The sequence below is a fragment of the Kitasatospora sp. NPDC004272 genome, from assembly GCF_053603035.1.
In genome coordinates this window covers 1-18351 of record NZ_JBSGET010000052.1, presented here as the reverse complement: position 1 = coordinate 18351, position 18351 = coordinate 1, and the positions used below count along the sequence as shown (strand labels likewise).

Below are 18351 nucleotides of genomic sequence, written 5' to 3'. Positions count from 1 at the left end.
GCGCACGCCGCCGTGCCGCACCGCCGCCCGCAGTCACCCGTACGGGAACCGGCTTCGAACGGCGCCCGGCGGTGGCGGTGGCCGGGGTGGTGGCCGGGCCGCGGGTCAGTCCGCCGCCGCGATGCCGCGGATCTCGCAGCGCGGTCCGGTGGCGCGCATCAGGCGCAGGTCGGCGGTGACCAGCGGGGCGCCGTAGCGTTCGGCGACCGCGACGTAGGCGGCGTCGTCCGGGGTCAGGTTGTCCTTGAGCTCCCAGATCCGGCCGAGCAGCGGGGCCACCTCGACCTTGCGGATGGCCAGTCCGGGCAGCCGGCGGGTGAGGTCGGTGACCTCGTCGGCCGTCAACTGCTTCGCCAGGTACAGGCCGCGCAGCGACTGCATCACCTCGATCACCACGTGCTCGGGCGCAACCCACTCGGGGTCGGCGGCCAGCGCGGCCCGGGCAGCCTCGCCCCGGGGGCCCCGGTCGGAGAGCGACAGCACCACTGCGGAAGCGTCCACCACGATCACCCGCCCACGGTAGCCCGCCCGGGCCCGCCGCCCCGTGGCCGGGGTACCCGCCCGCGCCCGCCCCGGCCCCGCCCCGGCCCCGCCCCGCGTCCGCCCCGGCCCCGCCCTCCGCGCTACCGGCTGGGCGTGGCGGTGGCGCTCAGGAGTTCGTCCCACCCGGGCGTCCGGGTGGTGGTCTCGGGGGAAAGAGGTTCCGGCGCAGTTCCAGCGCGAGTCTGCCGACGGTGGCCCGGCTGATCGGCGGGAGGCCGCCGGTCAGCCCGGTGGAGGTCACCAGGATCCGGAAGCCGTTGTGGTCCAGCAGGTCCGCCCGGTAGCTGACGGGGCGGCCGTCCGCGCCGGGCAGGGTGACCGTCACGGCCTCGAAGTCCGAGGGCCCCGTGGAGTCGGAGTCGCAGCCGTCGGTGGCCGGCTGCCGGTCGCAGTCGTAGTCCATGGCCGGGAGCCCCGGGGACAGCGAGGAGCGCTGGACGAGCAGTTCGACGGTGCCGACCTCCGCCCCGGAGGCGCCGTGCAGCCGGAACAGGAACGAGATCCCCGGGGCGTTCGCGGGCGCGGCCTTCGGCGGGCTCCCGAGTTCGGTGCTGGTGACCTCCCACCTGCCGTCCTGGCCGTATTCGGGCGGAACGGTCTCCTGCACGGTCTTGATCACGATCTCCCGGGCCGCGGCGGGCAGGGCGGCGACGACCGCGCCCCCGGGGCGGAGGGCCGGAGCCCCCGCCATCCGTGCCCGGGGCGGATCCCCGCCGTACCCGGGCCGGAGCCCCCGCCGGGCCGGAGCCCCGCCGTGCCCGGGCCGGAGTCCGTACCCGCATTCGTTCCCGAGGAGCATGACGCGCGGGCCGAGGGGTCGTGTTGCACCCCGGCCGGGGTTCGTTCGGGTGCCCGTGGGGGCGGGGAGGTGCACCCTGGTGGGGAGGCCGCGGCGACGCGGTGCCGTGCCGGGACGAGCCGGTGGAGTGTGGGTGGAACCCATGCACTATGGTTTATCTCGACATCGAGATACATTCCGCGTTACGCTTTATCTTGACGTCAAGATACTTGCCGAGGGGCGCAGCCCTCCATCATCGGCGCGGTAAGCGGTGGCAGTCAGGTTAGCTAAGGCTTACCTTATCACCGGGTGGACCAAGAAGGAGTCAGTCGTGTCCGCGAACAGCTTCGACGCCCGCAGCTCGCTGCAGGTGGGCGACGAGTCGTACGAGATCTTCAAGCTCTCCGCCGTCGAGGGTGCCGAGCGGCTGCCGTACAGCCTCAAGGTCCTGCTGGAGAACCTGCTCCGCACCGAGGACGGCGCCAACATCACCGCCGACCACATCCGCGCCCTCGGCGGCTGGGACCCGACGGCCGAGCCGTCCGAGGAGATCCAGTTCACCCCGGCGCGCGTGATCATGCAGGACTTCACCGGCGTGCCCTGCGTGGTCGACCTGGCCACCATGCGCGAGGCCGTGAAGGAGCTGGGCGGCGACCCGTCCAAGATCAACCCGCTGGCGCCGGCCGAGCTGGTCATCGACCACTCCGTCATCGCCGACAAGTTCGGCACCCCGGACGCCTTCGTCCAGAACGTCGAGATCGAGTACGGCCGCAACAAGGAGCGCTACCAGTTCCTGCGCTGGGGCCAGACCGCGTTCGACGAGTTCAAGGTCGTCCCGCCCGGCACCGGCATCGTCCACCAGGTCAACATCGAGCACCTGGCCCGCACCGTCATGGTCCGCAACGGCCAGGCGTACCCCGACACCTGCGTCGGCACCGACTCACACACCACCATGGTCAACGGCCTGGGCGTGCTGGGCTGGGGCGTCGGCGGCATCGAGGCCGAGGCCGCGATGCTCGGCCAGCCGGTCTCGATGCTGATCCCGCGCGTGGTCGGCTTCAAGCTGAACGGCCAGCTCCCGGCCGGCACCACCGCCACCGACCTGGTGCTCACCATCACCGAGATGCTGCGCAAGCACGGTGTGGTCGGCAAGTTCGTCGAGTTCTACGGCGAGGGCGTCACCGCGATCCCGCTGGCGAACCGCGCCACCATCGGCAACATGTCGCCGGAGTTCGGCTCGACCTGCGCGATCTTCCCGATCGACGCCGAGACCATCAACTACCTGAAGCTCACCGGCCGCGACGAGCAGCAGCTCGCCCTGGTCGAGGCGTACGCCAAGGAGCAGGGCCTCTGGCACGACCCGTCGGTCGAGCCGGTCTACTCCGAGTACCTGGAGCTGGACGTCTCCACCGTCGTCCCGTCGATCTCCGGCCCGAAGCGCCCGCAGGACCGCGTGGTCCTGGCCGAGGCCGCGCAGAAGTTCGCCGAGGCGCTGCCGACCTACTCGGCCGAGGCGTCGAAGCCGACCACCGTCACCTCCCCCGACGGCTCGACCTACGAGATCGACAACGGCGCGGTCGTGATCGCCTCGATCACCTCCTGCACCAACACCTCCAACCCCTCCGTCATGCTGGGCGCCGCCCTGCTGGCGAAGAAGGCCGTAGAGAAGGGCCTGCACGTCAAGCCCTGGGTCAAGACCACCCTGGCGCCCGGCTCCAAGGTCGTCATGGACTACTACGAGAAGGCCGGCCTGCTCCCGTACATGGAGAAGCTGGGCTTCAACCTGGTCGGCTACGGCTGCGTCACCTGCATCGGCAACTCGGGCCCGCTGCCCGAGGAGGTCTCCGCCGCGGTGAACGAGTCGGACCTCGCGGTCGTCTCGGTGCTCTCCGGCAACCGCAACTTCGAGGGCCGGATCAACCCGGACGTCAAGATGAACTACCTGGCCTCCCCGCCGCTGGTGGTCGCCTACGCCCTGGCCGGCAACATGAACGTCGACATCACCCGCGACGCCCTGGGCCAGGACGCCGACGGCAACGACGTCTTCCTCGCCGACATCTGGCCGTCGGAGCAGGAGGTGGCCGACACGGTCGCCGGCTCCATCGACGAGGCCATGTTCGACAAGGGCTACCAGGACGTCTTCGCCGGTGACCACCGCTGGCAGTCGCTCCCCGTCCCGACCGGCAACACCTTCGAGTGGGACGCGGAGTCGACCTACGTCCGCAAGCCCCCGTACTTCGAGGGCATGGCCACCACCCCGAGCCCGGTGACCGACATCTCCGGCGCCCGCGTGCTGGCCAAGCTGGGCGACTCGGTCACCACCGACCACATCTCCCCGGCCGGCAACATCAAGCCGGGCACCCCGGCGGCGCAGTACCTCACCGAGCACGGTGTGGAGAAGCGTGACTTCAACTCCTACGGCTCGCGCCGCGGCAACCACGAGGTCATGATCCGCGGCACCTTCGCCAACATCCGCCTGCGCAACCAGATCGCGCCGGGCACCGAGGGCGGCTACACCCGCGACTTCACCCAGGCCGACGGCCCGGTGTCGTTCATCTACGACGCCTCGCAGAACTACCAGGCCGCCGGCACCCCGCTGGTCGTCCTGGCGGGCAAGGAGTACGGCTCCGGCTCGTCCCGCGACTGGGCGGCCAAGGGCACCGCGCTGCTCGGCGTCAAGGCCGTCATCGCCGAGTCCTACGAGCGCATCCACCGCTCCAACCTGATCGGCATGGGCGTCCTGCCGCTGCAGTTCCCGGCCGGCGAGAACGCCGACTCGCTGGGCCTGACCGGCGAGGAGACCTTCGAGTTCACCGGCGTGACCGAGCTGAACGAGGGCCGCACCCCGAAGACCGTCAAGGTCAAGGCCGGTGACGTCGAGTTCGACGCGGTGGTGCGCATCGACACCCCCGGCGAGGCGGACTACTACCGCAACGGCGGCATCCTGCAGTACGTGCTGCGCAGCCTGATCGGCTGACCGAAGCGTTGCCGGAAGGCCGCATCGCCCCTCGCGGGGCGGTGCGGCCTTTGCCGTTCCTTGGCACGGATCCTGCCGTTCCCCTTGTGCGGGGCCCTCCGAGTGGACTAAACCTCTCCACAGCACATGGTCCATACCAATTGACGCTGAATCGGAGAGATTCACGGAATGACCAGACGCAGCTCCGCCGCACTCCTCGTCGCGGCCACGCTCGGCGCCCTGCTCGTCTCCCCGGCGGCCGCCCAGGCCCACGGGAACGACGGCCGCGGGGGCAACCACCGGCTGGAGGGCCAGCGGGTCGGCTACTTCACCCAGTGGGGCATCTACAGCGGCTTCTCCGCCAAGAACGTCCAGACCAGCGGCCAGGCGGGCAAGCTGACCGTGATCAACTACGCCTTCGGCAACGTCTCCGCCGACGGCACCTGCTTCGAGGCCAACGCGGCCGGGGTGGGCGACGCCTGGGCCGACTACCAGCGCCCGGTGGGCGCCGAGGAGTCGGTGGACGGCGTCGCGGACACCGCCGACCAGCCGCTCAAGGGCAACTTCAACCAGATCCGCAAGCTCAAGGCGGAGAACCCGCAACTGCGCGCGGTGATCTCGCTGGGCGGCTGGAGCTGGTCCAAGTACTTCTCGGACGCGGCGCTCACCGACGCCTCGCGGAAGAAGTTCGTCTCCTCCTGCATCGACCTGTACCTCAAGGGGAACCTGCCGCAGCTGGGCTCCGCCGAGGGCGGCGCGGGCGCGGGCACCGGGGTGTTCGACGGCATCGACATCGACTGGGAGTACCCGGGCGGCGGCGGTGACGGCGGCAACGTGGTGCGGCCCGAGGACGGCAGGAACTACACCCTGCTGATGCAGGAGTTCCGCCGCCAGCTGGACGCGCTGTCCGGCAAGAAGGGCCCGCACTACCTGCTCACCGCGGCGGTCCCGGCCGGCGAGTCGAAGATCGACCAGATCGAGGTCAAGAAGGTCGCCAAGTCGGTGGACTGGCTGAACCTGATGACCTACGACCTGCACGGTCCGTGGGAGGCCCAGGGGCCGACCAACCACGACGCCAACCTGTACACCGACAAGGCGGACGCCTCCGGGCTGAAGCTGAGCGTCGACCGGGTGGTGCGGACCTACCTGGACCGCGGCCTGCCCGCCAAGAAGGCCGTGGTGGGCGTCCCGTTCTACGGCTACGGCTGGACGGGCGTGCCGGCCGGCCCGAAGAAGAACGGGCTGTACCAGTCCGCCACCGGCCTGGCCCGGGGCGGCAACCTGCCCTACAACCAGATCAAGGACCTGCCGGGCACGGTCTTCACCGACCGCGCGCACGGGGCGACCTGGAAGTACGACGGCACCGAGTTCTGGACGTACGACACCCCGGAGCTGCTGACCGGCAAGGCCCGGTACGTCGAGGAGAACGACCTGGGCGGCGTGATGGCCTGGTCGCTCGACAACGACGACGCCCGGGGCACCCTGGTCGCCGCCCTGGACAAGGGTCTCCGGGACGACTGACCCGCCGTCAACCGCCCTGCGGGGGCGGCTCGCGCGCAGCTTCGCGCGGTACGGTTCGGCCCACCGTACCGCGCGAAGCTGCGCGTTTTCGCGTCCGGACGAGCATGAACGAGCGTGATCCGGATCCGGAGGGTGGCGCGGACCCGTAATTTTCAGGGTTCCTGCACATTGCACATGCTGCATCGCCGACAACGGTTCGACTGTCAGGTTTGTTATCAGACCCGCTGACTATTGCCGCTGGGTGAACAGTGGACTATACCTTTGCAGCATCATCACACCGCCTCTGACCGGCATCTTCGCCGCTGGGCACCTTCCGGGCTACGGGAGTTGACGTGTCGTCAGCTCCGGTCCGCTTCTTCTGGAACTGAGGGGTTAGGGCACTCATGGGCTCTGCAACTGAGTACAACCGTCGCGACCTGTTCAAGCGTGCGGCCGCGATCACCGTCCTCGCGGCGGGCGGCACCTCGCTGCTCGCGGCCTGCGCCGGCGGTTCCGGCAGCAGTGACAGCAAGTCGGGTGCCTCCCCGACGCTCGGGAGCGACAACAAGAACCCGTTCGGCGTGAAGGCCAGCGACGCGCTCGACGTCGTGATCTTCAAGGGCGGCTACGGCGACGACTACGCCAAGGTCTTCGAGGACGCCTACAAGAAGGCGTACGCCGGTGCGAACGTCTCGCACCTCGGCACCCAGGAGATCAGCGGCAAGCTGCAGCCGCGCTTCAACGCCGGCAGCCCGCCGGACGTCTTCGACAACTCCGGCGCCCAGGCCATGAAGGCGGACGTCCTGGTCAGTGCGGACCAGCTGACCGACCTGACGGTGCTGCTGGACGCCCCGTACCTGGACGACCCGACCAAGAAGATCCGCGACGTGCTGCTGCCGGGCACCATCGAGCAGGGCACCATCAACGGCAAGATGTACTCGCTGAACTACGTCTACACCGTGTTCGGCCTGTGGTACTCCGCCAAGCTCTTCAAGGACAAGGGCTGGGCCGTCCCGAAGACCTGGGACGAGTTCATCACCCTCTGCGGCACCATCAAGGCCGCCGGCATCGCCCCGTTCGCGCACCAGGGCAAGTACCCCTACTACGCGAACTACATCATCTTCAGCCTGATCGCCAAGCAGGGCGGCCAGGACCTGGTCAAGAAGATCAACGCCTGTGACGCGTCCGCCTGGGACGACCCGGCGGTGCTGGCCGGCGTCACCGCGTTCAACAAGATCATGGAGGGTGACTACCTCCTCCCCGGCACCAACGGCATGACCCACACCGAGTCGCAGACCGCCTGGTGCCAGGGCAAGGCCGCCTTCATCCCGTCCGGCTCCTGGCTGGAGAACGAGATGCTGGACTCCACCCCGGCCGACTTCGACATGGCCTTCCTGCCGGTCCCGTCGCTGCCCGGCGACAAGCTGCCCGCCACCGCCCTGTGGGCCGGCGCCGGCGAGCCCTTCATGGTTCCGAGCAAGGCCAAGAACAAGGGCGGCGGCCTTGAGTTCCTGCGCATGATGCTGACCAAGGACGGCTCCTCCAAGTTCGTGGCCACCGCGAACTCGCTGACCGTCCTGAAGGACGGCGTCAACGCCGACGTCCAGCTCAAGCCGGGCACCAAGTCCTCGGCGGTGGCGGTCAAGGCGGCCGGCGACGTCACCTTCAGCTTCAGCTTCCAGGACCTGCAGACCGCGTTCGACGCCGAGGTCGAGAACGCCACCAACGAGCTGGTCAACAAGCGCATCAGCCCGGCGGACTGGGTCGCCCGCGGCAAGGCCGCGACCGCCAAGAAGGTCTGACCCCCCGGTAGGCCGACGGCCTGACACCGCAAGGCCGGGGTCCGCGCGCGGACCCCGGCCGTTCCACGCGACACCGCAGTTCCAGGCCTGTCTGACCACAGGCTGTCGGCGGACAGGAGCAGCTCCCATGCGACACCGTAAAACACCGTTCATCTTCGGGTTCCTCGTGGTTCCCGTCGCGCTGTACATCCTTCTGGTCATCTGGCCCTACCTGCAGACCTTCGGTTACTCGCTGACCGACTGGTCCGGCGCCTCGTCCGAGATGAACTTCATCGGACTGGACAACTACACCAAGCTGTTCCAGGACAGCGCCTTCCTCGGCGCGCTGCAGCACAACCTGCTGCTGCTGATCGTGCTGCCGCTGGCCACCATCCTGCTGGCGCTGTTCTTCGCCTTCATGCTCAACGTGGGCGGCAAGAGCAGCACCGGCGGCGTGCAGGGCGTGCGCGGCTCGGCCTTCTACAAGGTCGTCTTCTTCTTCCCGCAGGTGCTCTCGGTCGCCATCCTGTCGGTGCTCTTCCAGGGCGTCTACCGGACCGACAAGGGCGGCCTGCTCAACGGCGTCCTGATCGCGCTCGGCATCGTCGACGAGCAGCACCCCTGGGACTTCGCATCCAACCCGACCTTCGGCCTGTGGTGCATCATGGGCGTGATCGTCTGGTCCGGCGTCGGCTTCTACCTGGTGCTGTTCTCGGCCGCGATGCAGAGCATCCCGAAGGACATCTACGAGGCCGCCATGCTGGACGGCGCCAAGCGCGGCACCACCTTCTTCAAGATCACGCTGCCGCTGCTCTGGGAGAGCATCCAGACCGCCTGGGTCTACCTCGCGATCGCCGCGATGGACGCCTTCGCCCTGGTCTCCACGATGACCCCCGGCGCGTACTACGGCGGTGGCCCGGACCACCACAGCGAGATCATGGCGACCTTGCTGATGCGCAACTTCATCACCTTCGGCAAGGCCGGTTACGCCTGCGCCATGGGTGTGGTGATCTTCTTCATCACCCTGGTCCTGTCCGTCGTCTCGCTCCGGGTCACCCGGCGCGAGAAGATCGAGTTCTGAGGTCCCCGGCATGAGCACCAACACCGACGCGACCACCGGCATCCCGGCCCAGCGCAACGGCGGGAACGACAAGCCGCGCAAGCCCGTCAAGGAGCAGCGCTTCGCCGACGGCGGGGGAGTCCTCAACGTCTTCTCGCACGGCTTCCTGGCCCTGTGGGCGGTCCTGATCATCGGCCCGCTGGCCTGGATCATCCTCGGCTCGTTCAAGAACAACGCCGAGATCGGCGACAGCGCGTGGAGCTGGCCCTCGCACTGGGGCTTCGACGCCTTCACCCGCGCCTGGGACAAGGGCATCGGCGACTTCTTCGTCAGCACCGTGATCGTGCTGGCGGGGTCGCTCACGCTGACCATGCTGCTCGGCTCGATGGCCGCCTACGTGCTGGCCCGCTACGAGTTCCGCGGCAACCGGCTCATCTACTACTTCTTCGTGGCCGGCGCGATGTTCCCGGTCTACCTGGCGCTCGTCCCGCTGTTCTTCATGATGAAGAACCTCGGCACCGTCATCCCGTGGCTCGGGCTGAACCAGTACGCCGGCCTGATCCTGGTCTACACCGCCTACTCGCTGCCGTTCACCGTGTTCTTCCTGCACTCGTTCTTCCGGTCGCTGCCCAGCGCCGTCCACGAGGCCGCGATGATCGACGGCTGCTCGCACAGCCGGGCGTTCTTCCAGGTCATGGTGCCGATGGCGAAGTCCGGCCTGATCAGCGTGTTCATCTTCAACGTGCTCGGCCAGTGGAACCAGTACCTGCTGCCGCTCACCCTGATGCAGCAGCAGAGCAGCAGCGACCCGGACCGCTCGATGCTGGCCCAGGGCCTGATGAACCTGGCCCAGCAGTCCGGCTACGCCAGCGACTTCCCCGGCCTGTTCGCCGGCATGACGATCGCGATGCTGCCGGTGCTGGTGGTGTACCTGTCCTTCCAGCGCCAGGTCCAGGCGGGCCTGACCTCGGCCACCCTGAAGTAGTCGCAGCACCCTCGCACGTGGGGCAACTCCCTCTCCGGAGGAGGGAGTTGCCCCACGCGGCTTTACCGGGCGTCGCACTCCTGGGCCCGCAGCGCCCGGGCCAGGTCGTCCCGGCACTCCAGCACCAGCCGGCGCAGCGCCGGGGCGGCGTCCGGGTGGGCGGCCAGCCAGGCGTCGGTGGCCGCCAGGGTCTCCGGGGTGGTCTGGTAGCGCGGGAAGAAGCCGCCGACGATCCGCATCGCGATCTCGATCGAGCGCTCCGCCCAGACCGACTCCAGCAGGGCGAAGTACGGCTCGGCGTAGGCGGCGGTCAGCTCCCGCTGGCCGGGCTGGTTGAAGCCCGCGATCCGGGCCTCCACCAGGGCGTTGGGCAGTTCGTCGGAGTCGACCACGGCGGTCCAGGCGGCGGCCTTGGCGCCCGGGGTGGGCAGGGCGGCCAGGCAGTGGGTCTGCTGGCGGCGGCCGCTGGCGGTGTTGTCGCGCTCCAGCTCGGCGGCCAGCTCCGCGCCGGTGGCCTCCCCGTGCGCGGCCAGCGCCAGCCAGAACGTCCAGCGCAGCTCCTGGTCGACGCTCAGGCCGTCGATCCGGCCGGTGCCGTCGAGCAGTCCGCGCAGCAGCCGCAGGTGGTCGGCGCGCTCGGCGGTGTCGGCCAGGAACCGGGCCCAGGCCAGCTGGTGGTCGCTGCCGGGGACGGCCCGCGACAGCTCGCGCAGCGCGCACTCGGCGAGCGCGGTGCCGTACTGGGCGCGCCCGGCCGGGGCGGCGTACAGCGCCAGCGCGGTGGCGGCCTGCTGGTGCAGCGACTGCAGCACGCCGACGTCGGACTCCCGGCCGGCGAAGCGCTGCACCAGGTCGAGGTAGTCGCGGGTGGGCATCAGGCCGTCCCGGGTCAGGTTCCATACCGCGGACCAGGCCAGTGCCCGGGCCAGGCTCGGCGCGTCGGGGCCCGCCTGGTCGGCGAGGCCGCCGAGGCCGGTGCGCAGGGTCTCCAGCGAGCGGTCGTCGAACCGGACCTTGCAGTACGTCAGGTCGTCGTCGTTGACCAGCACCAGCGCGGGCACCGGCCGCCCGGTGGCGGCGGCGACCACGGTGCGCTCCCCGGCGACGTCCAGCTCGTAGCGGTCGGTGCGCAGCAGCGCGCCGTCCGCGTCCAGGTCGTACAGGCCGACCGCGATCCGGTGCGGGCGCAGCGGCGCGCCGTCCTGGCGGACCGCCAGTTCGGTGATCCGGCCATCGGCGTCGTGGGTCAGCTCGGGGGCCAGGGTGTTGACGCCGGAGGTCTGCAGCCAGGCGGCGGACCAGCTGCGCAGGTCGCGGCCGCTGGTCTCCTCCAGGGCGTCCAGCAGGTCGTCCAGCACGGTGTTCCCGAAGGCGTGCTTGCGGAAGTAGGCGCGGGCGCCCTCGAAGAAGGCGTCCCGGCCGACGTAGGCCACCAGCTGCTTGAGGACGGAGGCGCCCTTGGCGTAGGTGATGCCGTCGAAGTTGAGCTTGGCGTCCTCCAGGTCGCGGATGTCCGCGGTGATCGGGTGGGTGGTGGGGAACTGGTCCTGCCGGTACGCCCACGCCTTGCGGCGGTTGGCGAAGGTGATCCAGGCGGAGCGGTACCGGGTGCCGGCGCCGATCTGCGCGTAGGAGCCCATGAAGTCGGCGAACGACTCCTTCAGCCACAGGTCGTCCCACCACTTCATGGTGACCAGGTCGCCGAACCACATGTGGGCCATCTCGTGCAGGACCACGTTGGCCCGGGACTCGTAGGCGGCCTCGGTGACCTTCGAGCGGAAGACGAACTCCTCGCGGAAGGTCACGCAGCCCGGGTTCTCCATCGCGCCGATGTTGTACTCGGGGACGAAGCACTGGTCGTACTTGCCGAACGGGTACGGGTAGTCGAACTCCCGGTGGAAGAAGTCCAGGCCCTGCTTGGTGACGGTGAGGATCTCCTCGGCGTCGAAGTACGGGGCGAGCGAGCGCCGGCAGGTGGCGGCCAGCGGGATCTCCAGCACCGTGCCGTCGGCGAGTTCGCGGGTGTAGTGGTCGCGCACCACGTGGTACGGGCCGGCCACCACGGCGGTCAGGTAGGTGGAGATCGGCCGGGTCGGGGCGAACCGCCAGGTGCGGGCGGCGCCCTCGTCGGTGATCTCCTCGTGCACCGCGTTGGCGTACACGTCCCAGGCGGCGGGGGCGGTCACGGTGAAGGTGAACGGGGCCTTCAGGTCGGGCTGTTCGAAGTTCGCGAAGACCCGGCGGGCGTCGGCCGGTTCGTAGTGGGTGTACAGGTAGGTCTCGCCGTCCGCCGGGTCGACGAAGCGGTGCAGCCCCTCGCCGGTGCGGCTGTACGCGCACTCGGCGACCACGGTCAGCTCGTTGTGCGCGGCCAGCACCGGCAGCGCCACCCGGGTGCCGTCGAACACCTCGGCCGGGTCCAGCGCGAGGCCGTTCAGCTCGACCGAGACCACCTCGGGGGCCAGCAGGTCGGCGAAGCTGCTCGCGCCCGGCTCGGCGCAGTCGAAGGAGATCCGGGTGGTGGAACGGAAGGTGGGCCGGCCGGGGTCGGCCGCCGCACTGACGTCCAGGTGGACGCGGTAGCTCTCCACCCGGATGATCGCGGCCCGGTCGCGGGCCTCCTCACGGCTCAGGTTCTTGCCCGGCACGTCGGTACTCCTCTGTACGGAACACACGGTTTTCGGAGTGTTCATGGCACTCCGTCGGGGGCATCCTTTCACGTCGTCCGGCCTGTGCCATTGCACTGGAGGAGGAATCAACCCGGACCGCCCGCCGTTTGCACCCGGGGAACAAATCCCGACCGCCGACCCCGAAGGACGCCGTCAGTGACGACCGCAGACTCCCGCAAGATCGCCGACTTCTGGTTCGACCCGATCTGCCCCTGGGCCTGGATGACCTCCCGCTGGATGCTGGAGGTCGAGAAGCTCCGCCCGGTGGACACCCGCTGGCACGTGATGAGCCTGTCCGTCCTCAACGAGAACCGGGACGACCTGCCCGAGCAGTACCGGGAGCTGCTGGCCGCCGGCTGGGGCCCGGTCCGGGTCCTGATCGCCGCCGCGCAGGCGCACGGCGACAAGGTGCTCGGCCCGCTCTACACCGAGCTCGGCACCCGCTTCCACAACCAGGGCCTGCCCAACACCCGGGAGACCATCGTCGCCGCGCTGCGCGCCGCGAACCTGCCCGAGGAGCTGGCCGACGCCGCCGACACCGACGCGCACGACGACGCGCTGCGCGCCTCGCACGCCGAGGGCATCGGCCTGGTCGGCGAGGACGTCGGCACCCCGGTGATCGCCGTCGACGGCCCGGACGGCGACCGCGTCGCCTTCTTCGGCCCGGTCGTCACGCCCACCCCGCGCGGCGAGGCCGCCGCCCGGCTCTGGGACGGCACCGTCCTGGTCGCCTCCACCCCCGGCTTTTACGAGATCAAGCGCACCCGCACCGCCGGCCCGTCCTTCGAGTAGCCGCCCGCCCGCCGGAGCCCCGCGCCCCCACCGGGGGAGCGGGGCCCCGCCGCGTCCGGGGCCCGTCAGGGCGCGGCCGGCCGGCGCCCGCGCAGCGCGCCCACCACCGCCAGCAGCAGCGTCAGCCCGGCCGTGAAGTACAGCTGCACGCGGTTGGCGGAGTCCAGTGTCATCAGCACCAGCACCGCCAGGATCGCCGCCAGCGCCAGGTAGGTCAGGTACGGGAACGCCCACATCCGGACCGGGAGTTCGGCCGCCGACAGGTGCCGCCTGGCCCGCAGCTGGGCGACGCAGATGAACCCCCAGACCACCAGCACCGCCGCGCCCACCATGTTCAGCAGCCAGGAGAAGACCGTCTCCGGCCACCAGTACGACAGCAGCACCGCCAGGAACCCGAACCCGCAGGAGGCCAGCACCGCCCGGCGCGGCACGCCCCCGGAGATCCGGGACAGCCCGCGCGGGCCGTGGCCGCGGGCGATCAGCGAGTGCGCCATCCGCGAGGAGCCGTAGATGTTGGCGTTCATCGCCGACAGCAGCGCGATCAGCACCACCACGTTCATCAGCTGGGCCGCGCCCGGGATGTTCAGCGCGTCCAGCACGGCCACGTACGGGCCCGGCCTGACCACCGCCGGGTCGTCCCACGGCACCAGCGTGACGATCACCGCCATCGAGCCGACGTAGAACAGCGCGATCCGCCACATCGCGGTGCGCACCGCGATCGCCACGCTGCGCCGCGGGTCCTCGGACTCGGCGGCCGCGATGGTGACGGTCTCCAGGCCGCCGTACGCGAAGACCGAGGCCAGCAGGCCGGTGACCAGGCCGCTCGCCCCGTTCGGGAGGAAGCCGCCGTGGCCGGTGAGGTTGCTCAGCCCGGGCGCGGGGGTGCCCGGCAGCAGGCCGCAGACCGCCAGCACGCCGATCACCAGGAAAGCGGTGATGGCCAGCACCTTGATCGCGGCGAACCAGAACTCGAACTCGCCGAAGTTGCGGACGGCGGCCAGGTTGGTCAGGCAGAAGAAGGCCATGAAGACCGCCACCCAGGCCCAGGACGGCACCCCGGGCAGCCAGCCGGAGACGATCCCGGCCGCGCCGATCGCCTCGACCGCGACGCCCACGCACAGCAGCACCCAGAACAGCCAGCCCACGGTGAACCCGGCCCAGCCGCCGACCTCCCGCTCGGCGTGCACCGAGAAGGAGCCGGAGGCGGGGCGGGCGGCGGACATCTCGCCGAGCATCCGCATCACCAGCATCACCAGCAGCCCGGAGGCGGCGAAGTCCAGCACCACGGACGGCCCGGCCGCGGCGATCCCGGAGCCGGAGCCGACGAACAGCCCGGCGCCGATCACACCGCCGAGCGCGATCATCGACAGGTGGCGCTGCTTGAGGCCGTGGGACAGGCCCGCGTCCTCGGCGGCCGGCTCCCGGGCGGGCGCGGTCTCGGGGGAGGGGGTGCGGGGCATGCGGCGATTCCAGACTGTTCGACTGATTGGTCAGGTTCAGGGGGGTCTGTCCACTATTCGACAAGGGATGCGGGCCGCCCAAGCGGTACCGCCATCCGGACGCGGCCGTGACCGCCAGTGCCCGGCCGGCTGCGCGGCGCACGGATGAGGGCCCGGTCACAGGCCGGATCCGACAAGCCGGGACGGTCCGCTTTTGTCACGGCCGACGCGGCGCGAAGCGCCTGACAGCACGTAGGTTCACAGGTGATCACCGCACCTGAGCCAACGAAACCCCGGGAGCAGCCGTGGCCATCGCCGCACCGATACCGTCCACCGCCGTCCTCGCCGACCTGCTGCCGCAGGCCTCCACCCGGCTCGGCGCCCGCGCCCGCGACCTCGCCCTGGTGGCCGGCGGCGCCGCGCTCACCGGCCTGGCCGCGCAGCTCTCGGTGCCCGTGCCCGGCTCGCCGGTGCCGGTGACCGGCCAGACCTTCGCCGCGCTGCTGGTCGGCACCGCGCTCGGCGCCCGCCGCGGCGCCGCCGCGCTCGGCCTCTACCTGGCGGCCGGCGCGGCCGGTCTGCCCTGGTTCGCCGAGGGCAGCTCGGGCGCCGGCCTGGCCACCCTCGGCTACGTGATCGGCTTCGTGCTGGCCGCCGCGCTGACCGGCGCGCTGGCCCGCCGCGGCGCCGACCGCAGCCCGCTGCGCACCGCCGGCGCGATGGCGCTCGGCAGCCTCACCATCTACGCCGTCGGCGTGCCCTACCTGGCCTTCGCCCTGGACGTCCCGCTGGCGAAGGCCGCCCACCTCGGGCTCTACCCCTACCTGGTCGGCGACGCGCTCAAGATGGCGCTCGCCATGGGCGCCCTGCCGCTCACCTGGAAGCTGCTCGGCCGCCGCTGACGCAGCGTCACCACCGCCGGGCCCGCGCCCCTGTCGGGGAGCGGGCCCGGCGGCATGTCACACTCGTGGTCATGCGCGTCTACCTGGGCTCCGACCACGCCGGATACGAACTGAAGAACCACCTCGTCGAGTGGCTGAAGGGGGCCGGGCACGAACCGGTCGACTGCGGCCCGCACATCTACGACGCCGAGGACGACTACCCGCCGTTCTGCCTCCGGGCGGCCGAGCGCACCGCCGCCGACCCCGAGGCGCTGGGCGTGGTGATCGGCGGCTCCGGCAACGGCGAGGCGATCGCCGCCAACAAGGTCAAGGGCGTCCGGGCCGCCCTCGCCTGGAGCGAGCAGACCGCCGCCCTCGGCCGCGAGCACAACAACGCCAACGTGATCTCGATCGGCGGCCGGATGCACACCGTCGAGGAGTCCACCAAGTTCGTCGAGATCTTCCTCAACACCCCGTACAGCGGCGAGCCGCGGCACACCCGCCGGATCGACATGCTGTCCGAGTACGAGACCACCGGCGAACTCCCGCCGATCCCGGCCCACCACCCGCAGGGCTGAGCCGACGGGGGCGTCCGTCCGGGCGCCCCCGCCCGGCCGCGCTCAGAAGCCGTGCGGCAGCCGGGGCTCCAGGTCCGGGCGGAACGCCGCCGAGGCCGGCCCCGGCGCCCCCGGCCGCAGCTCGCGCACCAGGCCCGCCGCGGCCAGCGCCGCCAGCGAACCGCCGCCCAGGTGCATCGAGGCCAACTCGCGGACGTCCAGCTCCAGTTCGGCCGGATCGCCGGTGCGCGCGCAGGAGACCGGCCCACCGGCGCCGCCGTCAGCCGCCGGCGCCCCGCGTTCCACGGGCAGAACGCGTCGGTCACCCCCAGCACCACGTCCACCGCCGCCGGGTACCCGCGCGCCTCCAGCGCCGCCGGCAGGTCCACCAGCCGCAGGTACATCCCGTCCACGATCCGCGGCAGCAGGTGCCGGACGTCCGGCACCAGGTGCAGCAGCGCGTCGTCCACCGGCAGGTCGTCCGCCTCCACCCGCTCGGTCAGGTCCAGGTCCAGCAGGAACTCCCACAGCCGGACCGCCACCCACGGCCGTCCGGCCTGCACCACCCGCACCCGCACCACCCCGGCCGCGCCCCGGTCGGTCCACTCCGACTTCACCGCGTACCGGGCGCAGCCCAGCAGTTCACCGCTCCCCGGGTCCTCGGCCGGCACGCACCGCAGCGGCGAGAAGCCGCCCCGCCCGGACGGCACGTCCAGCACCGGGACGGCCTCCCAGCCCGGCCGCCGGCACCACCGCCCCGCCCGGCACCACCAGCCGGAAGTCGAACGAGCCGCCCCCGCCCACCAGTTGACCGTTCGACCAGAGGGCCGGGGTGCGTTCCACGCCGATCAGCCGCCGCCACAGCTCCCGCTCCTGCGCAGGCTCCTGGTCGCCGCCGAAGGCCACCTCCAACGTCCGGTACCAGGTGTCCCACTCCTCGGCGCGCAGCGGCCGGACGCCCAGTCCGGGGTGTCGGATCGTCATGCCGCCTGCCCACCACCGGCTCCCGCGCCCGGCGAGCCGATGACGCCACCGCCCTGACGTGTCCCGGGCGGCCGAAACCCGGCCTCCGCTGCACCCGGTGCCACCCGGGCCGTCGACGCGGGCACCGGCGGTGGATAAGGTCGGTCCCCATGGCCGGCAGCGCGCGTCCCAGTGCGACGGGCCGGGGCGGCCGACCGTCCCGCGAACCCGTGACGGCCCGGCTGCGCGCGGCGCTGTACCGGGCCCGGCGCAGGCTGCGCCGCACCGGCGTCGACTACTTCCGCGGCGACGGCGCCGACTGGTGGGCGTTCGCCGCGCTCGCCCTGGCCGTCCCGCTGCTGGTGCTGCTCAACATCGTCGCCCCCGACTGGGCCCCGCCCACCGCCCTGGTGCTGCCGGTCCTGGCCGGCGCCCTGCTGCTGCGCCCCGGCACCCTGGTGCTGCTGTACGCCGTCGCGGCCGGCGGCCTGATCACCGAGTCCGTGGTGCACACCGGCGAGCAGCTGGCTGGCGACCTCCCCGCGGCCTACCGGCACGGCGTCACCCCCGGCGCGGCCCTGGTGGTCGGCGCGGTCGGCGTCGCCGGGCTGCTGGTCGCCCAGTTCCGCCGCCGGATCGGCGTGCCCTGGCGCGGCGGCTCCACCATGCTGTTCGACCTGCGCGAGCGGATCCGGGTGCAGGGCCGCGTCCCGGGCCTGCCCGACGGCTGGCACACCGACACCGCGCTGCGCCCGGCCGGCGGCCAGTCCTTCTCCGGCGACTTCATGGTCGCCGCCCGCACCGGCCCCGGCGGCCGGGTGCTGGAGGTCGTCCTCGCCGACGTCTCCGGCAAGGGCATGGACGCGGGCAGCCGCGCCCTGCTGCTCTCCGGCGCCTTCGGCGGACTGCTCGGCTCGCTGCCCGCCCACGACTTCCTGCCCGCCGCCAACGGCTACCTGCTGCGCCAGGACTGGGCCGAGGGCTTCGCCACCGCCGTCCACCTGGTCGTCGACCTGGACAGCGGCGAGTACGAGCTCCTGTCGGCCGGCCACCTCCCCGGCATGCACCGGCTCGCCGGGGCCGGGCACTGGGAGGTCAAGGAGGCCGAGGGCCCGCTGCTCGGCGTCTACGACGGCGCCAAGTTCGAAGGCGTGCGCGGTACTTTGGGCCCCGGGGACGTGCTGATGCTGTGCACCGACGGCATGGTGGAGATCCCCGGCCGGGACCTGGGCGAGGGCATGGACCGGCTGATGGGCGAGGCCGACCGGCTGGTCGCCACCACCCCGGTGGCCGGGCGCTCGGGCGCCGCGGTCCGACTGATCGACAGCGTGGCCAAGCACGTCAACGACGACCGCGCGGTGCTGCTGGTCTGGCGCCGCTGAGCGGCACCGGGCGCCGCCCGCCCCGGCCCGCGCGCGGGTCCGGCGCACCGGGCGCCGCGCACCGC

General features: G+C 71.5%; 14 protein-coding genes and 1 pseudogene. 9 read left to right on the top strand and 6 right to left on the bottom strand.

The window, feature by feature from the left end:
* Positions 1 to 105: 105 nt before the first annotated feature.
* Together ACWEO5_RS17850 and ACWEO5_RS17845 are read right to left on the bottom strand one after the other, a co-directional pair.
* Positions 106 to 510 (bottom strand): type II toxin-antitoxin system VapC family toxin, encoded by a 405-nt coding sequence (locus ACWEO5_RS17850; protein ID WP_452163265.1) that lies wholly within the window; start codon positions 508 to 510, stop codon positions 106 to 108.
* Positions 511 to 649: 139 nt separating this feature from the next.
* Complete coding sequence (locus tag ACWEO5_RS17845) at positions 650 to 1234, bottom strand: hypothetical protein (RefSeq protein ID WP_452163264.1); 585 nt, start codon at positions 1232 to 1234, stop codon at positions 650 to 652.
* A 418-nt stretch (positions 1235 to 1652) separates the two neighbouring features.
* Here ACWEO5_RS17845 and acnA point away from each other — a divergent pair, with 418 nt between their 5' ends.
* From acnA to ACWEO5_RS17820, 5 genes are all read left to right on the top strand, one after another.
* Positions 1653 to 4298, top strand: coding sequence for an aconitate hydratase AcnA (gene acnA, locus ACWEO5_RS17840; protein ID WP_452163263.1), 2646 nt, complete (start codon positions 1653 to 1655; stop codon positions 4296 to 4298).
* A gap of 168 nt (positions 4299 to 4466) precedes the next feature.
* Positions 4467 to 5798: a glycoside hydrolase family 18 protein gene (locus ACWEO5_RS17835; protein WP_452163262.1), complete on the top strand. Its 1332-nt coding sequence runs from the start codon at positions 4467 to 4469 to the stop codon at positions 5796 to 5798.
* A 383-nt stretch (positions 5799 to 6181) separates the two neighbouring features.
* Complete coding sequence (ngcE, locus tag ACWEO5_RS17830) at positions 6182 to 7579, top strand: N-acetylglucosamine/diacetylchitobiose ABC transporter substrate-binding protein (RefSeq protein WP_452163261.1); 1398 nt, start codon at positions 6182 to 6184, stop codon at positions 7577 to 7579.
* Positions 7580 to 7706: 127 nt separating this feature from the next.
* On the top strand, positions 7707 to 8639 hold the full coding sequence (locus ACWEO5_RS17825) for a carbohydrate ABC transporter permease (protein ID WP_344550077.1): 933 nt from the start codon (positions 7707 to 7709) through the stop codon (positions 8637 to 8639).
* Between the two features lie 10 nt (positions 8640 to 8649).
* Positions 8650 to 9603: a carbohydrate ABC transporter permease gene (locus ACWEO5_RS17820; protein WP_452163260.1), complete on the top strand. Its 954-nt coding sequence runs from the start codon at positions 8650 to 8652 to the stop codon at positions 9601 to 9603.
* 62 nt (positions 9604 to 9665) lie between these two features.
* Here ACWEO5_RS17820 and pepN read toward each other — a convergent pair whose 3' ends face one another.
* Positions 9666 to 12251 carry an aminopeptidase N gene (gene pepN, locus ACWEO5_RS17815; RefSeq protein WP_452163259.1) on the bottom strand — a complete coding sequence of 862 codons (2586 nt, stop codon included), beginning with the start codon at positions 12249 to 12251 and terminating at the stop codon, positions 9666 to 9668.
* A gap of 177 nt (positions 12252 to 12428) precedes the next feature.
* On the opposite strand from pepN, the gene ACWEO5_RS17810 reads away from it, so the two are divergent.
* Positions 12429 to 13064: a mycothiol-dependent nitroreductase Rv2466c family protein gene (locus tag ACWEO5_RS17810; RefSeq protein WP_452163258.1), complete on the top strand. Its 636-nt coding sequence runs from the start codon at positions 12429 to 12431 to the stop codon at positions 13062 to 13064.
* Positions 13065 to 13129: 65 nt separating this feature from the next.
* Here the strand turns inward: ACWEO5_RS17810 and ACWEO5_RS17805 are convergent, their stop codons facing one another.
* Entirely contained in the window at positions 13130 to 14524 is a 1395-nt protein-coding gene (locus ACWEO5_RS17805; RefSeq protein WP_452163257.1) for an amino acid permease, read from the bottom strand.
* A gap of 284 nt (positions 14525 to 14808) precedes the next feature.
* On the opposite strand from ACWEO5_RS17805, the gene ACWEO5_RS17800 reads away from it, so the two are divergent.
* Together ACWEO5_RS17800 and ACWEO5_RS17795 are read left to right on the top strand one after the other, a co-directional pair.
* On the top strand, positions 14809 to 15405 hold the full coding sequence (locus ACWEO5_RS17800; protein ID WP_344550073.1) for a biotin transporter BioY: 597 nt from the start codon (positions 14809 to 14811) through the stop codon (positions 15403 to 15405).
* A gap of 71 nt (positions 15406 to 15476) precedes the next feature.
* Positions 15477 to 15962, top strand: a complete 486-nt coding sequence (locus ACWEO5_RS17795) for a ribose-5-phosphate isomerase (protein WP_344550072.1) — start codon at positions 15477 to 15479, stop codon at positions 15960 to 15962.
* Between the two features lie 42 nt (positions 15963 to 16004).
* On the opposite strand, the pseudogene ACWEO5_RS17790 reads toward ACWEO5_RS17795, so the two are convergent.
* Positions 16005 to 16651, bottom strand: a pseudogene (locus ACWEO5_RS17790) (sterol carrier protein domain-containing protein).
* The gene (locus ACWEO5_RS17785) at positions 16584 to 16925 is read right to left on the bottom strand and encodes a GNAT family N-acetyltransferase (protein WP_452163256.1); all 342 of its coding nucleotides are present in this window, start codon (positions 16923 to 16925) and stop codon (positions 16584 to 16586) included. The pseudogene ACWEO5_RS17790 and the gene ACWEO5_RS17785 overlap by 68 nt, the downstream one beginning before the upstream one ends.
* 149 nt (positions 16926 to 17074) lie before the next feature.
* On the opposite strand from ACWEO5_RS17785, the gene ACWEO5_RS17780 reads away from it, so the two are divergent.
* On the top strand, positions 17075 to 18286 hold the full coding sequence (locus ACWEO5_RS17780; RefSeq protein WP_452163255.1) for a PP2C family protein-serine/threonine phosphatase: 1212 nt from the start codon (positions 17075 to 17077) through the stop codon (positions 18284 to 18286).
* Positions 18287 to 18351 lie beyond the last annotated feature (65 nt).